Source organism: Streptomyces sp. Je 1-332 (genome assembly GCF_040730185.1).
GTDB lineage: Bacteria > Actinomycetota > Actinomycetes > Streptomycetales > Streptomycetaceae > Streptomyces.
Map to the genome: position 1 here is coordinate 2532531 of NZ_CP160402.1, position 18195 is coordinate 2550725.

The 18195-nt window shown below is 71.2% G+C and carries 13 protein-coding genes and 3 tRNA genes; 6 read left to right on the forward strand and 10 right to left on the reverse strand.

The annotated features are described in order from the left end of the window. Positions 1-225: 225 nt before the first annotated feature. The 3 genes from ABXJ52_RS11755 to ABXJ52_RS11765 form a co-directional block, all read right to left on the reverse strand. Positions 226-302 (reverse strand) — tRNA-Ile (locus ABXJ52_RS11755). Positions 303-477: 175 nt separating this feature from the next. Next, positions 478-550 (reverse strand) — tRNA-Asn (locus ABXJ52_RS11760). Between the two features lie 5 nt (positions 551-555). Next, positions 556-628: transfer RNA gene (locus ABXJ52_RS11765), tRNA-Asn, on the reverse strand. Between the two features lie 178 nt (positions 629-806). Between ABXJ52_RS11765 and ABXJ52_RS11770 the strand changes: the two genes are divergently transcribed. From ABXJ52_RS11770 to ABXJ52_RS11785, 4 genes are all read left to right on the forward strand, one after another. Continuing rightward, the gene (locus ABXJ52_RS11770) at positions 807-1109 is read left to right on the forward strand and encodes a YtxH domain-containing protein (RefSeq protein WP_367041633.1); all 303 of its coding nucleotides are present in this window, start codon (positions 807-809) and stop codon (positions 1107-1109) included. A gap of 62 nt (positions 1110-1171) precedes the next feature. Next, complete coding sequence (locus tag ABXJ52_RS11775) at positions 1172-2608, forward strand: FGGY family carbohydrate kinase (RefSeq protein ID WP_367041635.1); 1437 nt, start codon at positions 1172-1174, stop codon at positions 2606-2608. Positions 2609-2831: 223 nt separating this feature from the next. Then, complete coding sequence (locus tag ABXJ52_RS11780) at positions 2832-4565, forward strand: ABC transporter ATP-binding protein (RefSeq protein WP_367041637.1); 1734 nt, start codon at positions 2832-2834, stop codon at positions 4563-4565. Then, on the forward strand, positions 4565-6484 hold the full coding sequence (locus tag ABXJ52_RS11785) for an ABC transporter ATP-binding protein (RefSeq protein WP_367041639.1): 1920 nt from the start codon (positions 4565-4567) through the stop codon (positions 6482-6484). The genes ABXJ52_RS11780 and ABXJ52_RS11785 overlap by 1 nt, the downstream gene beginning before the upstream one ends. Positions 6485-6490: 6 nt before the next feature. Here ABXJ52_RS11785 and ABXJ52_RS11790 read toward each other — a convergent pair whose 3' ends face one another. From ABXJ52_RS11790 to ABXJ52_RS11810, 5 genes are all read right to left on the reverse strand, one after another. Continuing rightward, positions 6491-7840, reverse strand: a complete 1350-nt coding sequence (locus ABXJ52_RS11790; RefSeq protein WP_367041641.1) for an RNA polymerase sigma factor — start codon at positions 7838-7840, stop codon at positions 6491-6493. 150 nt (positions 7841-7990) lie between these two features. Beyond that, on the reverse strand, positions 7991-9898 hold the full coding sequence (dnaG, locus tag ABXJ52_RS11795; RefSeq protein ID WP_367041643.1) for a DNA primase: 1908 nt from the start codon (positions 9896-9898) through the stop codon (positions 7991-7993). Positions 9899-9942: 44 nt separating this feature from the next. After that, the gene (locus ABXJ52_RS11800; protein WP_367041644.1) at positions 9943-11205 is read right to left on the reverse strand and encodes an FAD-dependent oxidoreductase; all 1263 of its coding nucleotides are present in this window, start codon (positions 11203-11205) and stop codon (positions 9943-9945) included. A 184-nt stretch (positions 11206-11389) separates the two neighbouring features. After that, positions 11390-12748, reverse strand: coding sequence for a deoxyguanosinetriphosphate triphosphohydrolase (locus ABXJ52_RS11805; RefSeq protein WP_367041646.1), 1359 nt, complete (start codon positions 12746-12748; stop codon positions 11390-11392). A gap of 67 nt (positions 12749-12815) precedes the next feature. Further along, entirely contained in the window at positions 12816-13628 is an 813-nt protein-coding gene (locus ABXJ52_RS11810) for a sirohydrochlorin chelatase (RefSeq protein WP_367041647.1), read from the reverse strand. A gap of 166 nt (positions 13629-13794) precedes the next feature. Here ABXJ52_RS11810 and ABXJ52_RS11815 point away from each other — a divergent pair, with 166 nt between their 5' ends. Continuing rightward, positions 13795-14484 carry an ElyC/SanA/YdcF family protein gene (locus tag ABXJ52_RS11815; protein WP_367041649.1) on the forward strand — a complete coding sequence of 230 codons (690 nt, stop codon included), beginning with the start codon at positions 13795-13797 and terminating at the stop codon, positions 14482-14484. Between the two features lie 250 nt (positions 14485-14734). Continuing rightward, a complete protein-coding gene (locus ABXJ52_RS11820; protein ID WP_367041650.1) occupies positions 14735-17095 on the forward strand; it encodes a molybdopterin oxidoreductase family protein in 2361 nt (786 codons plus the stop codon). Between the two features lie 106 nt (positions 17096-17201). On the opposite strand, the gene ABXJ52_RS11825 is transcribed toward ABXJ52_RS11820, so the two are convergent. Both ABXJ52_RS11825 and ABXJ52_RS11830 read right to left on the reverse strand, forming a co-directional pair. After that, a complete protein-coding gene (locus tag ABXJ52_RS11825) occupies positions 17202-17498 on the reverse strand; it encodes a DUF6355 family natural product biosynthesis protein (RefSeq protein WP_367041651.1) in 297 nt (98 codons plus the stop codon). 246 nt (positions 17499-17744) lie between these two features. Further along, positions 17745-18194 carry a gamma-glutamylcyclotransferase family protein gene (locus ABXJ52_RS11830; protein WP_367041653.1) on the reverse strand — a complete coding sequence of 150 codons (450 nt, stop codon included), beginning with the start codon at positions 18192-18194 and terminating at the stop codon, positions 17745-17747. Position 18195 lies beyond the last annotated feature (1 nt).

Below are 18195 nucleotides of genomic sequence, written 5' to 3' on the forward strand. Positions count from 1 at the left end.
AGACGCAACCCGCCCGCCGACGCGGATGTCTCGGTGCAGGTGAACCCCTTGCTGGAGGGCGCATACTCGACGAGACGTAGCAAGACGTGTGTTCGCCTCACCGATGCGAGGCCCTCGCTACCCCCGGATTCCGGGCCTGACGCCACCCGCACGTCACTTCAAAGGGAAGGACGGGGAGGTTTGCACTGTTGACGCAGGTGGAATCGTTCCTGCGCCCCAGCGCTGTGGTGGGGCGGGTGGGACTCGAACCCACGGCCGACGGATTATGAGTCCGCTGCTCTAACCGGCTGAGCTACCGCCCCTAACGGCGCGTCGCGCACATTTGTGCGCGCCGTCTGCCGCAGCATAGCCGCTCATACGATCTCCTGCTTCGGATGGTCGGCATCGCTCGACCATGAGGACCTCCGTGCTGCCCGCGTGGTTCCACCAGGCACGAAAAAGGACCCTTGAGGGCAACCTCAAGGGTCCTTCTCACAGCTCTCCCGACTGGACTCGAACCAGTAACCTGCCGGTTAACAGCCGGCTGCTCTGCCAATTGAGCTACAGGAGACCGAGCTCCCCCGACTGGACTCGAACCAGTAACCTGCCGGTTAACAGCCGGCTGCTCTGCCAATTGAGCTACAGGGGATCGTCTCGTTGCATCGAACGCAGCTACCTGGGAACTCTCCAGGCGGCGGGCGGTCGCTGCGACACATACATTAGCGCAAGCAGGGGGGTGCTCCGCCAATCGGTATCCCCCACCGCCGACGCAGAGCAGCAGACGGGCGACAGACGCTCGACGCCGACGCAAGGGAAGGGTGGCAGCCATGCGCTACCGGCTCACATTCGTAGCGGGAGTGGCTCTCGGGTACGTGCTCGGTACCCGGGCAGGCCGCGAGCGCTACGAGAAGCTGAAGAAGGCAGCTCGCGAGTTCGCGCAGAACCCAGCCGTGCGCAACACCGTGGAGTCCGCGACACAGCAGGGACGCGACGTGGCGGGCAAGGCCTTCCACTCCGTGTCCGAGAAGGTCGGGGACCGGGTCCCGGACTCGGTGGCCGACCGGGTGCGGTCGCTGCGCGAGCGCGGGCCGGGCAGTGGCGAGGACGACTGGGGCACCAGTAATACGTAGCCGTGGCGGCTCCTGGGAGCTGAGGTACGGGTCACGTCGCGCGGTGCGGCAGAATTCCTGGCATGGGGATAGTCGCAGGGTTGGACAGTTCGCCCGATTTCACGCGCATCGTGGTCTGTGACGCGGACACGGGTGCCGTACTCAAGCAGGGCTATGCCCCGCATCCGACGGAGGGCCCCGATGGCGCGGGCCGTCCGTCGGACGTGGATCCGCAGGCCTGGCTGCTCTCGCTCGGCGAGGCGGCCGGCGGCGGGCTGCTCGAAGGCGTGCAGGCCATCGGCGTCTCGGCGCAGCAGAACGCGGTCATCCCTCTGGATCAGCACGGCAACACGGTGCGGCCCGCGCTCGTCGGCAACGACCGGCGGGCGCAGGTCGCCGCCGCCGACCTGATCGACGGGCTCGGCAGCCGCGAGGCCTGGGCGCAGGCCGTCGGATGCGTCCCGCAGGCGGCGCACCCCGTGACGAAACTGCGCTGGCTGGCGAAGACCGAGCCGGAGTCCGCCCAGCGCGTGGCCTCTCTCATGCAGGCGCACGACTGGCTGGTGTGGCAGCTCCTCGGCCGGCCCGCGCGGCGCACGAGCGACCGCGGCGGCGCCTCCGGGACCGGCTACTGGTCGGCGGCGACGGGTTCGTACCGTCCCGATCTCGTGGAGCTCGCGCTCGGTCACCAGGCGATGCTGCCCGAGGTGATCGGTCCCGCCGAGGCCGCGGGGACGACCCCGGCAGGGCTGCTGATCTCCGCCGGGACCGGCGAGACGATGGCGGCGGCGTTCGGGCTCGGAGTCCAACAGGGCGACGCGGTCGTCTCGTTGGGGGCTTCGGGATCCGTGATGGCCGTGCACCACGAGGCCCTGGTCGACCCGAGCGGGACGATCACCTCGCTCGCGGACGCGACCGGCATGCATCTGCCGGTGGTGCACACGCTGAATGCCGTGCGGGTGCTGCGCGGCGCGGCCGAGATGCTCGGGGTTGCCGACCTCGAGGGGCTCTCCGATCTGGCCATGAAGTCGACGCCGGGCGCGCACGGGCTCGTACTCCTGCCGTATCTGGAGGGGGAGAAGACGCCGAATCTGCCGCACGCGGCGGGCACTCTGACCGGGCTGCGGCGTGAGTCGATGCGGCCCGAGCATCTGGCGCGGGCGGCCTTCGAGGGCATGCTGTGCGGGCTCGGGGACGCGCTGGACGTGCTGCGGGGCCGCGGTGTGGAGGTGCGCCGGGTCTTCCTGCTCGGTGCGGCGGCCGAGCTGCCGGCGGTGCAGGCGGCGGCGCCGATGCTGTTCGGTACGCAGGTCGTGGTGCCGCAGCCCGCGGACTACGCGGCGATCGGCGCGGCGCGCCAGGCCGCATGGGCGCTGAACGGCCAACTGCCGTACTGGCAGGGGGCGGCGGCGCAGATCTTCGAGCCGGGCGAGGAGCACGCCGTGGGCCAGGCGGTACGCCAGCAGTACCGGACCGTGCGGGAACAGACGCACCCCGGGGCGCTCGACAGCGCCCCGTAAGCGGCGCGGGGAACTGCGCCCCGAAGGGGCGCGGGGCAGCGACATGTGCGGCTCCGCCGCGTGGGCGCGACAAGCCACGACGCACCCGCGGGGACCATGCCCGCTTATTGACCCGGCCTATTTTTTTACCGGGTCATGACTTAATCGGTTGCACGCCCCCGGGTGCGGTACCGGAGGATAGGGGCGCCCTCTCCAGACCCCGCCCCCGCCTCTCGAAGAGACCATGCTCATACGACTCCTGCGGGCCCACCTAGGCCCGTACAAGAAGCCCATCGCCCTGCTGGTGCTGCTGCAGTTCCTGCAGACCTGCGCCTCGCTCTATCTGCCGACTCTCAACGCCGACATCATCGACCAGGGTGTGGTGAAGGGCGACACGGGCTACATCCTGTCGTTCGGCGGCGTCATGATCGCCGTCACCGTCGCCCAGGTGGTCTGCAACGTGGGGGCCGTCTACTACGGCGCCCGCACCGCGTCCGCGCTCGGCCGCGACGTGCGGGCGGCCGTGTTCGACCGCGTGCAGTCGTTCTCCGCACGCGAGTTGGGGCACTTCGGCGCACCGTCGTTGATCACCCGGACCACGAACGACGTCCAGCAGGTGCAGATGCTGGTCCTGATGACGTTCACGCTGATGGTGTCGGCGCCGATCATGAGCGTCGGCGGCATCATCATGGCCCTCGGTCTCGACGTACAGCTCTCGGGCGTCCTGGTCGCGGTCGTGCCCGTCCTCGCGCTCTGCGTGAGCCTCATCGTGAAGCGGCTGCGTCCCCTCTTCCGCACCATGCAGGTGCGCCTGGACACCGTGAACCGCGTGCTGCGCGAGCAGATCACCGGCAACCGCGTCATCCGCGCCTTCGTCCGCGACGCGTACGAGAAGGACCGTTTCCGGAAGGCCAACGCCGAGCTGACCGACGTGTCGCTGGGCACCGGCAAGCTGCTCGCGCTGATGTTCCCGATCGTCATGACCGTCGTGAACATCTCGTCGATCGCCGTGGTGTGGTTCGGCGCGCACCGCATCGACAGCGGCGGCATGCAGATCGGTGCGCTCACCGCGTTCCTCGCGTATCTGATGCAGATCGTGATGTCCGTGATGATGGCCACCTTCATGTTCATGATGGTGCCGCGCGCCGAGGTCTGCGCCGAGCGCATCGAGGAGGTCCTGGACACCGAGAGCAGCGTGGTGCCCCCGGCCTCCCCCGTGACGGAGCTGCGGCGCCACGGCCACCTGGAGATCCGCGACGCGGGCTTCCGCTACCCCGGCGCCGAGGAGCCCGTCCTGAAGGCCGTGGACCTGGTCGCGCGGCCCGGTGAGACGACCGCCGTGATCGGGTCGACCGGCAGCGGCAAGTCGACGCTGCTCAGCCTCGTGCCGCGGCTCATCGACATCACCGAGGGCGAGGTCCTGGTGGACGGCGTGCCCGTGCACACCATCGAGCCCGCGCTGCTCGCGCGGACGGTGGGCCTGGTGCCGCAGAAGCCGTACCTCTTCGCCGGCACGGTCGCCACCAACCTCCGCTACGGCAACCCGGACGCGACGGACGAGGACCTGTGGCACGCCCTTGAGGTGGCCCAGGCCAAGGGCTTCGTCGAGAGCCTGGAGGAGGGCCTTGGCGCGCCCATCTCGCAGGGCGGCACGAACGTCTCCGGCGGACAGCGCCAGCGCCTCGCGATCGCGCGGACGCTCGTACAGCGCCCCGAGATCTATCTCTTCGACGACTCCTTCTCGGCCCTGGACTACGCGACCGACGCCGCCCTGCGCGCCGCGCTCGGCCGCGAGACCGCCGAGGCGACCGTCGTGATCGTGGCCCAGCGCGTGTCGACGATCAGGGACGCCGACCGCATCATCGTCCTCGACGAGGGGCGGGTCGTGGGGACGGGGCGCCATCACGAGCTGATGGAGAGCAATGAGACCTACCGGGAGATCGTGCTCTCCCAGCTGACGGAAGCGGAGGCCGCGTAATGGCCGGTCCGGGCGGACAGATGATGGGGCCGGACTCCCGGTCGATGGATTTCAAGGGGTCGGGCAAGCGGCTCCTCGCGCAGTTCAGGCCCGAACGCGCCACGATGTACGGGATGATCGCCGCCGGAGTGTTCAGCGTGGCGCTCACCGTGCTCGGCCCGAAGATCCTCGGCAAGGCGACCGACCTGCTCTTCGCGGGCATCGTCGGGCGTGACATGCCGAGCGGCGTCACCAAGGACCAGGCCATCGAGAGCCTGCGCGAAAAGGGCGACGGCGGCATGGCGGACATGCTGACCGGCGTCGACTTCACGCCGGGCGAGGGCATCGACTTCGGCGCGGTGGGAGAGGTGCTGCTGCTCGCTCTCGGGGCCTTCCTGATCGCGGGTCTGCTGATGGCGGTGGCGACGCGGCTCTCCAACCGCGCCATCAACAAGACCGTGTTCAAGATGCGCGGCGACGTGCAGGAGAAGCTCTCGCGGCTTCCGCTGTCGTACTTCGACAAGCGCCAGCGCGGCGAGGTGCTCAGCCGGGCGACGAACGACCTCGACAACATCGGCCAGACGCTCCAGCAGACCATGGGCCAGCTGGTGAACTCGCTGCTCACCATCGTCGGCGTACTGATCATGATGTTCTACGTCTCGCCGCTGCTGGCCCTGGTGGCGCTGGTGACCGTGCCGCTGTCGTTCTTCGTGGCGACGAAGGTCGGCAAGCGGTCGCAGCCGCAGTTCGTGCAGCAGTGGAAGTCCACCGGCAAGCTCAACGCGCACATCGAGGAGATATACACCGGGCACAACCTGGTGAAGGTCTTCGGGCGGCAGGAGGAGTCGGCGAAGGCGTTCGCCGAGCAGAACGACGCGCTGTACGAGGCCGGGTTCAAGGCGCAGTTCAACAGCGGGGCCATGCAGCCGCTGATGTTCTTCATGTCGAACCTCAACTACGTGCTCGTGGCCGTGGTGGGCGGCCTCAGGGTCGCGTCCGGCGCGCTCTCGATCGGTGACGTGCAGGCCTTCATCCAGTACTCGCGGCAGTTCTCGATGCCGCTCACGCAGGTCGCCTCGATGGCGAACCTGGTGCAGTCCGGTGTCGCGTCCGCCGAGCGGATCTTCGAGCTGCTCGACGCGGAGGAGCAGGAGGCCGACCCGGTGCCGGGCGCCCGTCCCGACCAACTGCGCGGCCGGGTCGAGATGGAGGAGGTGTCCTTCCGCTACGAGAAGGACAAGCCGCTCATCGAGGACCTGTCCCTGAAGGTCGATCCCGGCCACACGGTGGCGATCGTCGGGCCGACCGGCGCCGGAAAGACCACCCTGGTCAATCTCCTCATGCGGTTCTACGAGGTCACCGGCGGGCGCATCACGCTCGACGGGGTCGACATCGCGAAGATGTCACGCGACGAACTGCGGTCCGGCATCGGCATGGTGCTCCAGGACACCTGGCTGTTCGGCGGCACGATCGCGGAGAACATCGCGTACGGGGCGGCCAAGGACGTGACCCGCGAGGAGATCGAGGAGGCGGCGCGGGCGGCCCACGCCGACCGCTTCTGCCGCACGCTGCCCGACGGGTACGACACAGTGATCGACGACGAGGGCACGGGGGTGAGCGCGGGCGAGAAGCAGCTCATCACGATCGCGCGGGCGTTCCTGTCCGACCCGGTGATACTCGTCCTCGACGAGGCGACAAGCTCGGTCGACACCCGGACCGAGGTGCTCATCCAGAAGGCGATGGCGCGGCTCGCGCACGGGCGGACGTCGTTCGTCATCGCGCACCGGCTCTCCACGATCCGCGACGCGGACACCATCCTGGTGATGGAGAACGGGTCGATCGTCGAACAGGGCACGCATGACGCGCTGCTGGCCGCCGGCGGGGCGTATGAGCGGCTCTACAGGGCTCAGTTCGCGGAGGCCGTGGCTGAGGTCGACTAGCTCCCGCTAGTCCAGATAGCCGCGCAGCTGGTCCGCGAAGGCGTGGTCCCGCAGCTTGTTGAGGGTCTTGGACTCGATCTGGCGGATGCGTTCGCGTGTCACGCCGAAGATCCGGCCTATCTCCTCCAGGGTGCGGGGCCTGCCGTCCGCGAGACCGTAGCGCAGCTGGACGACCTTGCGTTCGCGCTCGCCGAGCGTGGAGAGCACCGCCTCCAGGTGCTCGCGCAGCAGGAGGAAGGCGGCCGACTCGACGGGGCTCGTCGCGTCGCCGTCCTCGATGAGGTCGCCGAGCGCGACGTCGTCCTCCTCGCCCACGGGCGCGTGCAGCGACACCGGTTCCTGGGCCAGGCGCAGGACCTCGCTGACCCGCTCGTGCGGCAGGTCGAGGTGGGCCGCGACCTCTTCGGGGGTCGGTTCGTAACCCCGCTCCTGGAGCATGCGGCGCTGGACGCGCACGACGCGGTTGATGAGCTCCACGACGTGCACGGGGACGCGGATGGTGCGGGCCTGGTCGGCGAGGGCCCGCGACATCGCCTGGCGGATCCACCAGGTCGCGTACGTGGAGAACTTGTAGCCGCGGGCGTAGTCGAACTTCTCGACCGCCCTGATCAGGCCCAGGTTTCCCTCCTGGACGAGGTCGAGCATGGTCAGTCCGCGGCCCACGTACCGCTTGGCGACGGAGACGACCAGGCGGAGGTTGGCCTCGATCAGGCGGCGCTTGGCCATCCGGCCGACCACCACCAACTTGTCCAGGTCGAGGGCGAGTTGCGAGTCCAGGTCGGTGGCGAGGCGCAGCTTCTCCTCGGCGAAAAGACCGGCCTCGACCCCGCGCGCGAGCTCCACTTCCTCCGCCGCCGTGAGCAGGGGGATCCGGCCGATCTCGCGCAGATACTGCCGGAACAGGTCGGACGAGGGGCCGCCGGTGTCGGCGCGGTTGCGGGGCGCGGGCGGCAGGGGCAGCTCGCCACTGTCGGGTTCGAGTGCCTCCGGCGGCTCCGGCGCGGCTTCCGCTTCGGAGCTCTCCTGGCCCGCCTCCGGGTGCCCAGCGGCGCGGTTCTGGGACGGTACGGCCGCGATGACGTCCGTATCTGCCGCCGCCTCCGCTTCCGTTTCTGATTCCGCTTCCGCTTCCGCTTCCGCTTCCGCGGCAAGGGCGGTCTCGGACTGGGTGAGGGTCTGGGTCTGCACGGGGGCGACCTCCATGATGATCGCGGCTGAGGCGTGCGGCAGCGGTACGGCGGGATCGGCTTCGACGGCCTCGCCGCTGTCCGTCCCGAACACGATGTGTGGAATCGCGGGGATACCGGATCCGCATCCGCTGTCTGCGGGCCGGCCGCGCTCCGAGGACTCAGGCACCGCCACCCAGTGTGGGGTACGACACACGGCCGCCACGAGGGGCGTGCGGTGACTTTCTGAGTCCGGTGCGTGACCGAGTGGTTACCCGCCGGGTAACCAACTGGGCGTCATGTGAACCTCGGGCGGGGTCGGTGCTGCCCGAGCGGAAGCTCAGAGTGCGTCGGCGCCGCGCTCGCGCAGGGCTTGCGCGTACTGCTGCAGGACCCACAACTCGTTCTGGACCGCCGCCAGTTGCGCGGCGTCTCCCTGGGCGCTCAGGCGGGTCAGGCTGCCCGTGACGTCGCGGATGCGGCGGTCGACCGCGCGCAGCCGGACCTGGACGAGCTGGATCCCCGCGTAGATCTCGTCGACCTGCTTGCGCAGGATCGCCTCGACGGCCAGCTCGGTGACCATGGCGCGGACCGTGTCGTTCGGTGCCGCGTCCAGGACGCGGGCGAGGTAGGTCTGCGGCTCGGGGATGCCCGCCTCGGCGCCGCCGGCCTCCTCCACGCACTGGCGCACCGCGGCATACGGGGGCGCGGTGAACTCGTCCACGCCGTACGCGTCGAAGGCCGGGGAGACCAGCTCCGGACGCTGCAGGGCCAGTTTGAGCAGCTCGCGCTCTGTGCGGTGGGCGGGGCTGCGGAGGGTGAGCGCCGGGCCGGAGGGGCCGGAGGGCGCCGAGGCCGCGTACTGCTGGTGCTGCTGCGTGCGCTGCTGCTGCGGGGCCGGGCCCCTGCCGCCCCGGTCGCGGGCCCAACGCGCCAGCTGGGCCACGCGCTTGACCACGAACTGGGTGTCCAGGATGCCGAGCATCCCGGCGAGCTGGACGGCCACCTCGTGCTGCGCGCCGCTGTTCTTGATGCGGGCCACGACCGGCGCCGCCTCGTCCAGCGCGGCGGCGCGGCCGGCGGGGGTCTCCAGGTCGTACCGCCCGACGATCTGGCGCAGTGCGAACTCGAAGAGCGGCGTGCGGGGTTCGACGAGGTCGGCGACCGCGGAGTCCCCCTTGGCCAGGCGCAGCTCGCAGGGGTCCATGCCCTCGGGTGCGATGGCGATGTACGTCTCGGCGGCGAACTTCTGGTCGTCCTCGAAGGCGCGCAGGGCGGCCTTCTGGCCTGCCGCGTCACCGTCGAAGGTGAAGATCACCCGCGCCGAGCCGTTGTCCATCAACAGGCGGCGCAGGATCTTGATGTGGTCGCCGCCGAAAGCGGTGCCGCAGGTCGCGATGGCCGTGGTGACACCGGCGAGGTGGCAGGCCATGACGTCCGTGTACCCCTCGACGACGACCGCGCGGGAGGTCTTGGCGATCTCCTTCTTGGCGAGGTCGACCCCGTAGAGGACCTGGCCCTTCTTGTAGATCGGCGTCTCGGGGGTGTTGAGGTACTTGGGGCCGTTGTCGTCGTCGCGCAGCTTGCGCGCGCCGAAGCCGACGACCTCGCCGCTGATGTCGCGGATCGGCCACATCAGGCGGCCGCGGAAGCGGTCGATGGGGCCGCGGCGGCCCTCCTGGGCGATGCCGGAGAGGATGAGCTCCTTGTCGGTGAAGCCCTTGCCGCGCAGGAAGCGGGTGAGGTGGTCCCAGCCCGCCGGGCTGTAGCCGACACCGAAGTGCGCGGCGGCGGCCTGGTCGAAGCCGCGCTCGGCCAGGAACTTGCGGCCGATCTCGGCCTCGGGGCTCTCCAGCTGGTCCACGTAGAACTGCGCGGCGATCTTGTGGGCCTCGACGAGCCGGATGCGCTCGCCGCGCTGGCTGGTGGGGTTGTACCCACCCTCCTCGTACCGCAGGGTGATGCCCGCCTGGGCGGCGAGGCGCTCGACCGTCTCCGAGAAGGTGAGGTGGTCGATCTTCATCACGAAGGCGATCGTGTCGCCGCCTTCCTGGCAGCCGAAGCAGTGGAAGAGACCCTTGCTCGGGCTGACCTGGAAGGACGGTGACTTCTCGTCGTGGAAGGGGCACAGGCCCTTGAGGTTGCCCCCGCCCGCGCTGCGCAGCTGGAGGTAGTCGGAGACCACGGCGTCGATCGGGACCGCGTCCCGAACCGCCTTCACGTCCTCGTCATTGATCCTGCCAGCCACGTTGGAATACTACGGCCCTGCTGTGACACTCCCGCCCTGCCCCGTCACCCCAGCAGCGACTCCAGGGGGACGGACGGGTCGGAGAGGGACTCGGCGGGCGGTCGCGCGCCCGCGCGGATCAGCTTCTGGATGGTGTCCGTGACGTCCCACACATTTACGTTCATCCCGGCGAGGATCCGCCCCTCGCTCAGCCAGAAGGCGATGAACTCCCGCTTCCCCGCGTCACCTCGGACCACGACCTGGTCGTACGTCCCCGGGGGCGCCCATCCCGAGTACTCCAGGCCCACGTCGTACTGGTCCGAGAAGAAGTAGGGCACGCGGTCGTAGGTCACCTCCTTGCCGAGCATCGCGCGGGCCGCGGCCGGGCCGCCGTTCAGGGCGTTCGCCCAGTGCTCGACGCGCAGCCTGGTGTCGAAGAGCGGGTGCTGGACGGCGGCCACGTCGCCCGCGGCGAAGATGTCCGGGTCCGAGGTCCGCAGGGATGCGTCGACCACGACGCCACCGCCGTGCGCTCGGTCGGCGATCTCCAGTCCCGCCGCCTCGGCGAGCCCGGTGCGCGGGGCAGCGCCGATCGCGGCGAGCACGTCGTGCGCCGGGTGCTCCTCGCCGTCGTCCGTGCGGGCGGCGAGGACCAGGCCGTCCTCCCCCGCGATCTCGGTGAGCGTGGCGCCGAAGTGGAAGCGCACGCCGTGCTCGGCGTGCAGGTCGGCGAACATCTGGCCGAGCTCGGGGCCGAGCACCGCGTGCAGCGGGGTGGGCTCGGGCTCGACGACGGTGACCTCCGCGCCGTACGTCCGCGCGGCGGCGGCGACCTCCAGGCCGATCCAGCCCGCTCCCGCGATCACCAGATGGCCGTTGTCGCGGCCGAGACCGGCGAGAACCTGACGCAGCCGGTCGGCGTGCGCGAGGCGGCGCAGGTGGTGCACGCCGACCAGGCCGGTGCCGGGGACGTCGAGGCGGCGCGGCTCCGCGCCCGTGGCCAGAAGGAGCTTGTCGTAGTGGATGACGTCGCGGTCACCGAGGCGGACGGCCTTGGCCTCGCGGTCGATGGAGACGACGGTCTGGCCGAGGTGCAGCTCCACGTCCGACTGCGCGTACCAGGAGGGTTCGTGCACGAAGACGCTGTCGCGCTCCTCCTTGCCCAGGAGATATCCCTTCGACAGGGGCGGGCGCTCGTACGGGTGGTCGCGTTCGTCGCCGATGAGGATCACCCGGCCGGTGAAGCCCTCGGCCCGGAGTGTCTCGGCCGCTTTCGCGCCCGCGAGACCTCCTCCGACAATGACGAACGTCTGATCCGCGTCGACCACTTGATGCCTCCTCAAAGCCTTGCCGTCAGGGGGGAGCGTCCCGCACGGAGCGTGATGGGGGAAGGGGTTGCGGCCCGATCCGGCCAGTTTTCGTCACGCCCCGTGGTCGATCGGCTCATTCCGCATATGTCAGGGCCCTATATGTCGGGGCCCTTCCGTGTCAGGGGCCGCGTCAGGGGCCGCCTCAGGGCTGTCTCGCCGTGAGCCGCGCGTGCAGGGAACGCGCGGCGGCGTCCGTGAGGGACGCGATCTGGTCGACGACCACGCGCAGCGCCGCGCGGTCGTCGGACGCGGTGTCGTACAGCGCGCGGAACTGCGGGTCGAGCCCGTCGGGAGCGCGGGCGGTGAGGGCCTCGGCCAGCTCGGCGACGACGATCCGCTGATCCGCGCGCAACCGCTCCTGGGCGGGGCGCTGCATCACGTAGCGGTCGGCGACGGCCTTGAGGACCGCGCACTCGTGACGGGCCTCGCGCGGGACGACGAGCTCGGCGGCGTACCGGGTGAGGGGGCCCTTGCCGTACCGCAGGCGGGTGGCGGTCTCGGCGGCGAGGCAGAAGTGGCCGATGAGCTGGCTGGTGGCGTCCTTCAGGCGGCCCTGGGCGATCGCCGAGCCGTCGTACCCGTGCGGCCACCACTCCTGTTCCAGGAGGCGGTCGAGGGCTTCGGACAGCTCTTCGGGGTCGGTGTCCGCGGGGACGTACCGCCCGATGGCGACGGCGAAGATGTCCTGGCGCTCGGGCTCGGCGTGCAGGAGGTTCGGGTCGAGATGCCCGGCGTGCAGGCCGTCCTCGATGTCGTGCACCGAGTACGCCACGTCGTCCGCCCAGTCCATGACCTGGGCCTCGAAGCAGGTGCGGCGTCCGGGGGCCTCCTTGCGGACCCAGTCGAAGACCGGCCGGTCGTCTTCGTAGACCCCGAACTTGGGGGACTCGGGGTCGGTCGGGTGGGCGCCGCGCGGCCAGGGGTACTTGGTGGCGGCGTCCAGGGCGGCGCGGGTCAGATTGAGCCCCACGCTGACGAGTTCGTCCGTCTGCTCACTCCTTACGAAGCGCTTCGGTTCGATGCGGGTGAGCAGACGCAGCGACTGGGCGTTGCCCTCGAAACCGCCGCAGCTCTCCGCGACTTCGTTCAACGCCTGCTCGCCGTTGTGCCCGAAGGGCGGGTGGCCCATGTCGTGGGAGAGGCAGGCGGTCTCCACCAGGTCGGGGTCGCAGCCGAGGGCGGCGCCGAGCTCGCGGCCGACCTGGGCGCACTCCAGGGAGTGCGTCAGGCGCGTACGGGCGCTGGCGTCCCACGCCTCGTTGCTGCGCGTGCCGGGGGTGACCACCTGGGTCTTTCCCGCGAGGCGGCGCAGCGCGGAGGAGTGCAGGACGCGCGCGCGGTCCCGCTGGAAGGCGGTGCGTCCCGGCCTTTTGTCCGGCTCGGTGGCCCATCGCTCGACGGCGGCCTCGTCATAGGCGGCCTCGGCCACTTCGACTGCCTCGGCCGCCTCGACCGCCTCAGCCGCCTCGTCGTCGTACGTGTTCGGTGCAGTGCCTTCCATGCACCGACAGTAAACGCAAGCAGTGACAAAGAGGGCTTCAGGGCCTCTCGGTGGCCGACAGCGGCCGTCAGGCGGAGGTCAGCTGACGGGCCGGCAGGTGCGTGGCGGGGGTGGCGGGGGTGGCGGGGGTGGTGGCGCGGGCCTTGTCGTAGCGGTGCAGGAGGAGGTGGGCCATCGCCGGGTGGTCGCCGAGCGGGGCCGACGCGATCCAGGGGGCGGCGTCGGCGCACTGCGTGGCGAAACGGCCGGGCGCCGTGAAGTACGAGGCCACGGCGGTGCGGTGGCGGCCACGTGCGGTGAGGGCACGCACCGCCGCGGGGACGCTGAGCGGGGAGGCGGCGGTCGGCGACGCGTAGGCGGGAACCACCGGTACGCCGAGCCGCTGGGCGAGGAGGTCCGCCGTGCGGCGGGTGTCCGTGGCGGAGTCCGGGTCGCGGGAGCCGGCCGCGGCGAGGATCACGCCGCCGGTGCGCCGTGCCGCACGGCCGAGCCGGTCCGGCCAGCCGGCTTCGGCGAGCCGGTCGTGCAGCGCGTCGACGAGCAGGGGGTGCGGGCCGAGCGGGGCGGCGACCCGTGTTCCGAGGTGCGGTGCGCTCGCGGCGGCTTCGGGGATGTCGTGCTTGACGTGGTAGCCGCGGCCGAGCAGCAGCGGCACGAGGACGGCGCGGCCTGCCGTCGCGGCGAGGGTGTCGGTGAGCAGCGGCTCGTTCAGCTCGATGTGGCCGAGGCGGACGGTGAGCCCTGGGCGCAGCTCACGGACCCGTTCGAGGAGCGCCGTGACGGTGGCGAGAGCGCGGGGGTCACGGCTGCCGTGGGCGACCACGACGAGTGCGGGCGCCGGGCTGCCGGGCCGGCTGCGATGGGGGTTCGACGGCGTCATGGACCGAGGATGGCCGTGCGGCGTTTCGGTCGCGTTGCGCGCCGGTGACGGGGCCTTTCGGCCTGGCTCACCGGCGACGCCGCGGCGTTGTCAGTGCGGTCGCTTACCGTTGGCTGCAGTGATCGGATCGGGGGATCCGGTATCGGGGTACGGGGGACGGGGCGGCATGAAGGGTCCGGGGTGGAAGTGGCCGAGGTGGCTGCGGGTGCGGTTGCCGCGGACGCGGCGAGGGCAGCGGCGGGCCGTGCAGGTCTTCATGGCCTGTTGCGTGGTGGCGTTGCTGCCCGCGACGTGGCTGTTCGTGACGGCGGAGGGTCGGTTGCGTACGACGGCTGACGTGCCGCGCACGCGGGTCGCGGTCGTCTTCGGCGCCGGGCTCTGGGACGGCGAGCCGTCGCCGTATCTCGCGCACCGGCTGGACGCGGCGGCCGAGTTGTACGAGGCGGGGCGGATAGAGGTCGTCCTCGTCACCGGGGACAACAGCCGCGAGGATTACGACGAGCCGAACGCGATGCGCGCGTATCTGACCGAGCGGGGCGTGCCGGGGCGGCGGATCGTCAGTGACTACGCGGGCTTCGACACCTGGGACTCCTGCGTGCGCGCCAAGAAGGTGTTCGGCGTCGACCGCGCGGTGCTGATCAGCCAGGGCTTTCACATACGCAGGGCCGTCGCGCTGTGCCGCGCTGCGGGCGTCTCGTCGTACGGCGTCGGGGTCGACGCCAAGCATGACGTGACCTGGTACTACGGCGGCGCGAGGGAGCTGTTCGCTGCGGGCAAGGCGGTGTTGGAGGTGGCGTTTCAGCCGGATCCGCGGTTTCTGGGGCCCCGTGAGCCGGGGCTGGCCCCTGGGCCTTGAGCGGGGTTGGGGGTGCGTCTGCCCTTCCGCCCGGTCGTTCGCCGGGTGCCGGTTGTGGTCCGTCCTCGCGCAGTTCCCCGCGCCCCTAAAGGGGCACGCCCCCCAGCTGCGGGTCGTGGTCCGTCCTCGCGCCCCTGAAGGGGCACACGACCGGCTCACAGTGGGGTGTGGGCCCTGCTGAGGTCGGGTTACCTCGCGTGTAACGCGATCGCGTCGGGGGGCGTAACAAGTCCGGCGGAGGCTGGGCCGTATGCACACCAAGGCGACACCGGCCCACTGTCCGTACTGCGCGCTGCAATGCGGGATGGGCCTGGCCGCCGGGCCCGGCGGCGGGGTGGAGGTCGTGGAGCGGCCCGAGTTCCCCGTGAACGGGGGCGCGCTGTGCGGCAAGGGCCGCACGGCGCCCGCTGTGCTCTCCTCCCGGGTGCGGCTGACCGAGCCGCTCATCCGATCCCACGCCACGGGCCGGCTCGAACCGGCCACCTGGGAGGAGGCCGTCGCCCGCGTCGCCGAGGGGCTTTCCCGTACACGTACGGAACATGGCGCGGACGCGATCGGGGTGTTCGGCGGCGGGGGGCTGACCAACGAGAAGGCGTACGCCTTGGGGAAGTTCGCGCGGGTGGCGCTCGGCACCTCGCAGATCGACTACAACGGCCGGTTCTGTATGTCGTCGGCGGCTGCGGCGGGCCAACGGGCCTTCGGGCTCGACCGCGGTCTGCCCTTCCCGCTCGACGACATCCCGCGCACCGGCTGTGTGATCCTCGTCGGCTCGAACCTCGCCGAGACGATGCCGCCCGCGCTGCGGTATCTGACGGAGCTGAAGGCGAACGGCGGGAAGCTGATCGTCGTCGACCCGCGCAGGACCCGCACCGCCGAGCAGGCCGACCTCCATCTGGCGCCGCGCCCCGGAACCGACCTCGCCCTCGCGCTCGGCCTGCTGCACCTGGTAGTGGCCGAGGGGCGGACGGACGAGGCGTTCGTCGAGGAGCGCACCAGCGGCTGGCAGGAGGCGCGGGCGGCGGCGATGGCCCACTGGCCGGAGTACGTGGAGCGGATCAGCGGAGTTCCCGTGCCGCAACTCCGGGACGCCATGCGGATGTTCTGCGACGCGGAAGCGGGGATGGTACTGACCGCGCGCGGGCCCGAGCAGCAGTCCAAGGGGACGGACACGGTGGGCGCGTGGATCAACCTCTGCCTCGCGACGGGCAACGCGGGCCGCCCCTTCGCCGGGTACGGCTGTCTGACCGGGCAGGGCAACGGCCAGGGCGGACGGGAACACGGCCAGAAGGCCGACCAGTTGCCCGGCTACCGCAAGCTGACGGACCCGGCGGCGCGGGCGCATGTGGCGGGGGTGTGGGGCGTCGACCCGGACTCGCTCCCGGGCCCGGGCCGCTCGGCGTACGAGCTGCTGGACGCTCTCGGCGGGGACATCAAGGCGCTGCTCCTGATGGGCTCCAACCCGGTCGTGTCGGCGCCGCGCGCCGCGCACGTGGAGGAGCGGCTTCGATTGCTCGACTTCCTGGCGGTGGCGGACGTCGTGCTCTCCGAGACGGCCCAACTGGCCGATGTCGTGCTGCCGGTGACCCAGTGGGCCGAGGAGACGGGCACGGTCACGAACCTGGAGGGCCGGGTACTGCTGCGCCGCCAGGCGGTGAGCGCGCCCGACGGCGTACGGAGCGACCTGGACGTACTGCACGGCATCGCCGCAGCCCTCGGCCACGAGAAGGGCTTCCCGACGGACCCGGAAGAGGTCTTCGAGGAGCTGCGCAGGGCGAGCGCGGGCGGAGTGGCGGACTACTCGGGGATCTCGTACGCGCGCCTGAGGGAGGGCAACGGGGAGGGCGTGTTCTGGCCGTGCCCCGCGCGGGAGGGCGGGGAGGGGGACGCGGATGGCGGTGGAGACGGTGGGAAGCGGGGAGCGTACGACGAACGGGGCGGGAAGCACGCCGCAGACGACGGACTGGCCGAGGAGCCCGGCGCCGATGACCGCGGAGTGGGCGGGAAGCACGTCGCAGACGACTGCGGACCGGGCAGCAAGCACGCCGCAGGCGATGGCGGACCGGGCGGGAAGCGGGGTGCAGTCGGCGGCGGAGATGGCGGGAAACCGGGTGCAGTCGGAGGCAGAGACGGCGGGAGCGGCGCCGGTGGGGAGCATCCCGGGAGTCCTCGGCTTTTTCTTGAGCGGTTTGCTACCGAGGACGGGCGGGCGCGGTTCGTGGCGGTGGCTCATCGGGGGGCCGCCGAGGAGCCGGATGCGGAGTATCCCGTGCTCCTGACCACCGGGCGGGTCCTCGCGCAGTACCAGTCGGGGGCCCAGACCCGCCGGGTGGACGAGCTCAACTCCGCCGCTCCGGGCCCCTTCGTGGAGCTGCATCCACGGCTGGCGGCGCGGCTCGCGGTCGGGGAGGGCGAGTCGGTGACCGTCGTGTCGCGGCGGGGGCGGGCCGTCGCCCCGGCGCGCATCACGAGCGCGATCCGCTCCGACACCGTGTTCATGCCGTTCCACTGGCCTGGCGAAGGCCGGGCCAACTCCCTCACCAATCCGGCACTTGACCCCGTGTCCCGGATGCCGGAGTTCAAGGTGTGCGCGGTCCGGCTGGAGCGGGCGTAGCCGCCGGACGCGGCAGCAGCAGCGGCAGCGGCGGCAGCAGCAGCGGGCCGGGGTGGAACCACCCCGGCCCGCCGTCACGCACGTAGGTAAGGCAGCGCGTGCGGAATCAGCAGGTGCGTCCCACGTAGTGCGCGCCCTGGATCTTGCTCGACGAGCCCAGCCAGTGCTTGCCCGGGCCCACACAGCGCTCGTAGTCGGGGGCGAGGGCCACCCGCACGTGGATGACGACCTTCGAACCGTCGCCCGTGCAGTGGTTGTAGAACGCGTCGCTGCCGGTCTCGTAGAACCCGCAGGGGTTCATGACGGCGGTCGGGGTGTGAGCGGACGCGGCGGCCGCCACGGGGAGGCCGAGTGTGAGGGCTACGGCGCCTACGAGGGCCGGCAGCGAACGGCGAAGGCTCATGGGGCAACTCCTGCTGAGGACGTGGTGCTCACGCACCGACTCACGCACCGACTGGTGCACACGGAGAGTGCCACAGGGCACACTCTCCGCGATCATGTGATTCACGCGGGTCGCTCTGACGGGTGACGGAGTACACCGGATCGAGTGCTCAACGCGTGCGCAGGCGTTTGAGCTGCGGAATCCGCGTCCGCGACCACCCCTCAGTAGCGGCACCCGCACCGTCACCCGGCACGCCCGGACCACACCTCACCCCCGCCCCCGCCCCCGCCCCCGGAACGACGCCCAGTCCCCACCCCCGATCAACACCCCCGAAGCACGCAGCATCGCCGCCACCCGCGGCGCCGCCACGTACACCCACGCGCGCACCCGCGCCCCGTCCAGGAGCGTCGCCTCGCGCGCGACGCGCTCATACAGGTTGCGGGGGTCGCCCGGCGCGTAGTCCTCCAGTACGTCGAGGTCGGCGAGGACCCGGTCGTACGCGGACGGGTGCGGGGTGATCAACTCGCCGCGCACCGGGCCGCCTTCGGGCGCCTCCACCAGGTACGGATAGCCGGGCCCTTCGTAGAGGACCGCCCCCGAGAGCAGGGCGGGCGGCTCCGCCTCGACGCTGCCGCGCAGGTGGACGTCGTGGTTCGGCTCCCCCGGCCGCAGCGTCCCGTACACGAAGAACGGCAGCCGGTCCCTCCCCCGCCTCATC

What these genes read in the sequence shown, in the direction of transcription:
- ABXJ52_RS11770 (WP_367041633.1), top strand. Translation starts at nt 807, where the DNA reads ATGCGCTACCGGCTCACATTCGTAGCGGGAGTGGCTCTCGGGTACGTG.
- ABXJ52_RS11775 (WP_367041635.1), top strand. Translation starts at nt 1,172, where the DNA reads ATGGGGATAGTCGCAGGGTTGGACAGTTCGCCCGATTTCACGCGCATC.
- ABXJ52_RS11780 (WP_367041637.1), top strand. Translation starts at nt 2,832, where the DNA reads ATGCTCATACGACTCCTGCGGGCCCACCTAGGCCCGTACAAGAAGCCC.
- ABXJ52_RS11785 (WP_367041639.1), top strand. Translation starts at nt 4,565, where the DNA reads ATGGCCGGTCCGGGCGGACAGATGATGGGGCCGGACTCCCGGTCGATG.
- ABXJ52_RS11805 (WP_367041646.1), bottom strand. Translation starts at nt 12,748, where the DNA reads ATGGAAGGCACTGCACCGAACACGTACGACGACGAGGCGGCTGAGGCG.
- ABXJ52_RS11810 (WP_367041647.1), bottom strand. Translation starts at nt 13,628, where the DNA reads ATGACGCCGTCGAACCCCCATCGCAGCCGGCCCGGCAGCCCGGCGCCC.
- ABXJ52_RS11815 (WP_367041649.1), top strand. Translation starts at nt 13,795, where the DNA reads ATGAAGGGTCCGGGGTGGAAGTGGCCGAGGTGGCTGCGGGTGCGGTTG.
- ABXJ52_RS11820 (WP_367041650.1), top strand. Translation starts at nt 14,735, where the DNA reads ATGCACACCAAGGCGACACCGGCCCACTGTCCGTACTGCGCGCTGCAA.
- ABXJ52_RS11825 (WP_367041651.1), bottom strand. Translation starts at nt 17,498, where the DNA reads ATGAGCCTTCGCCGTTCGCTGCCGGCCCTCGTAGGCGCCGTAGCCCTC.
- ABXJ52_RS11830 (WP_367041653.1), bottom strand. Translation starts at nt 18,194, where the DNA reads ATGAGGCGGGGGAGGGACCGGCTGCCGTTCTTCGTGTACGGGACGCTG.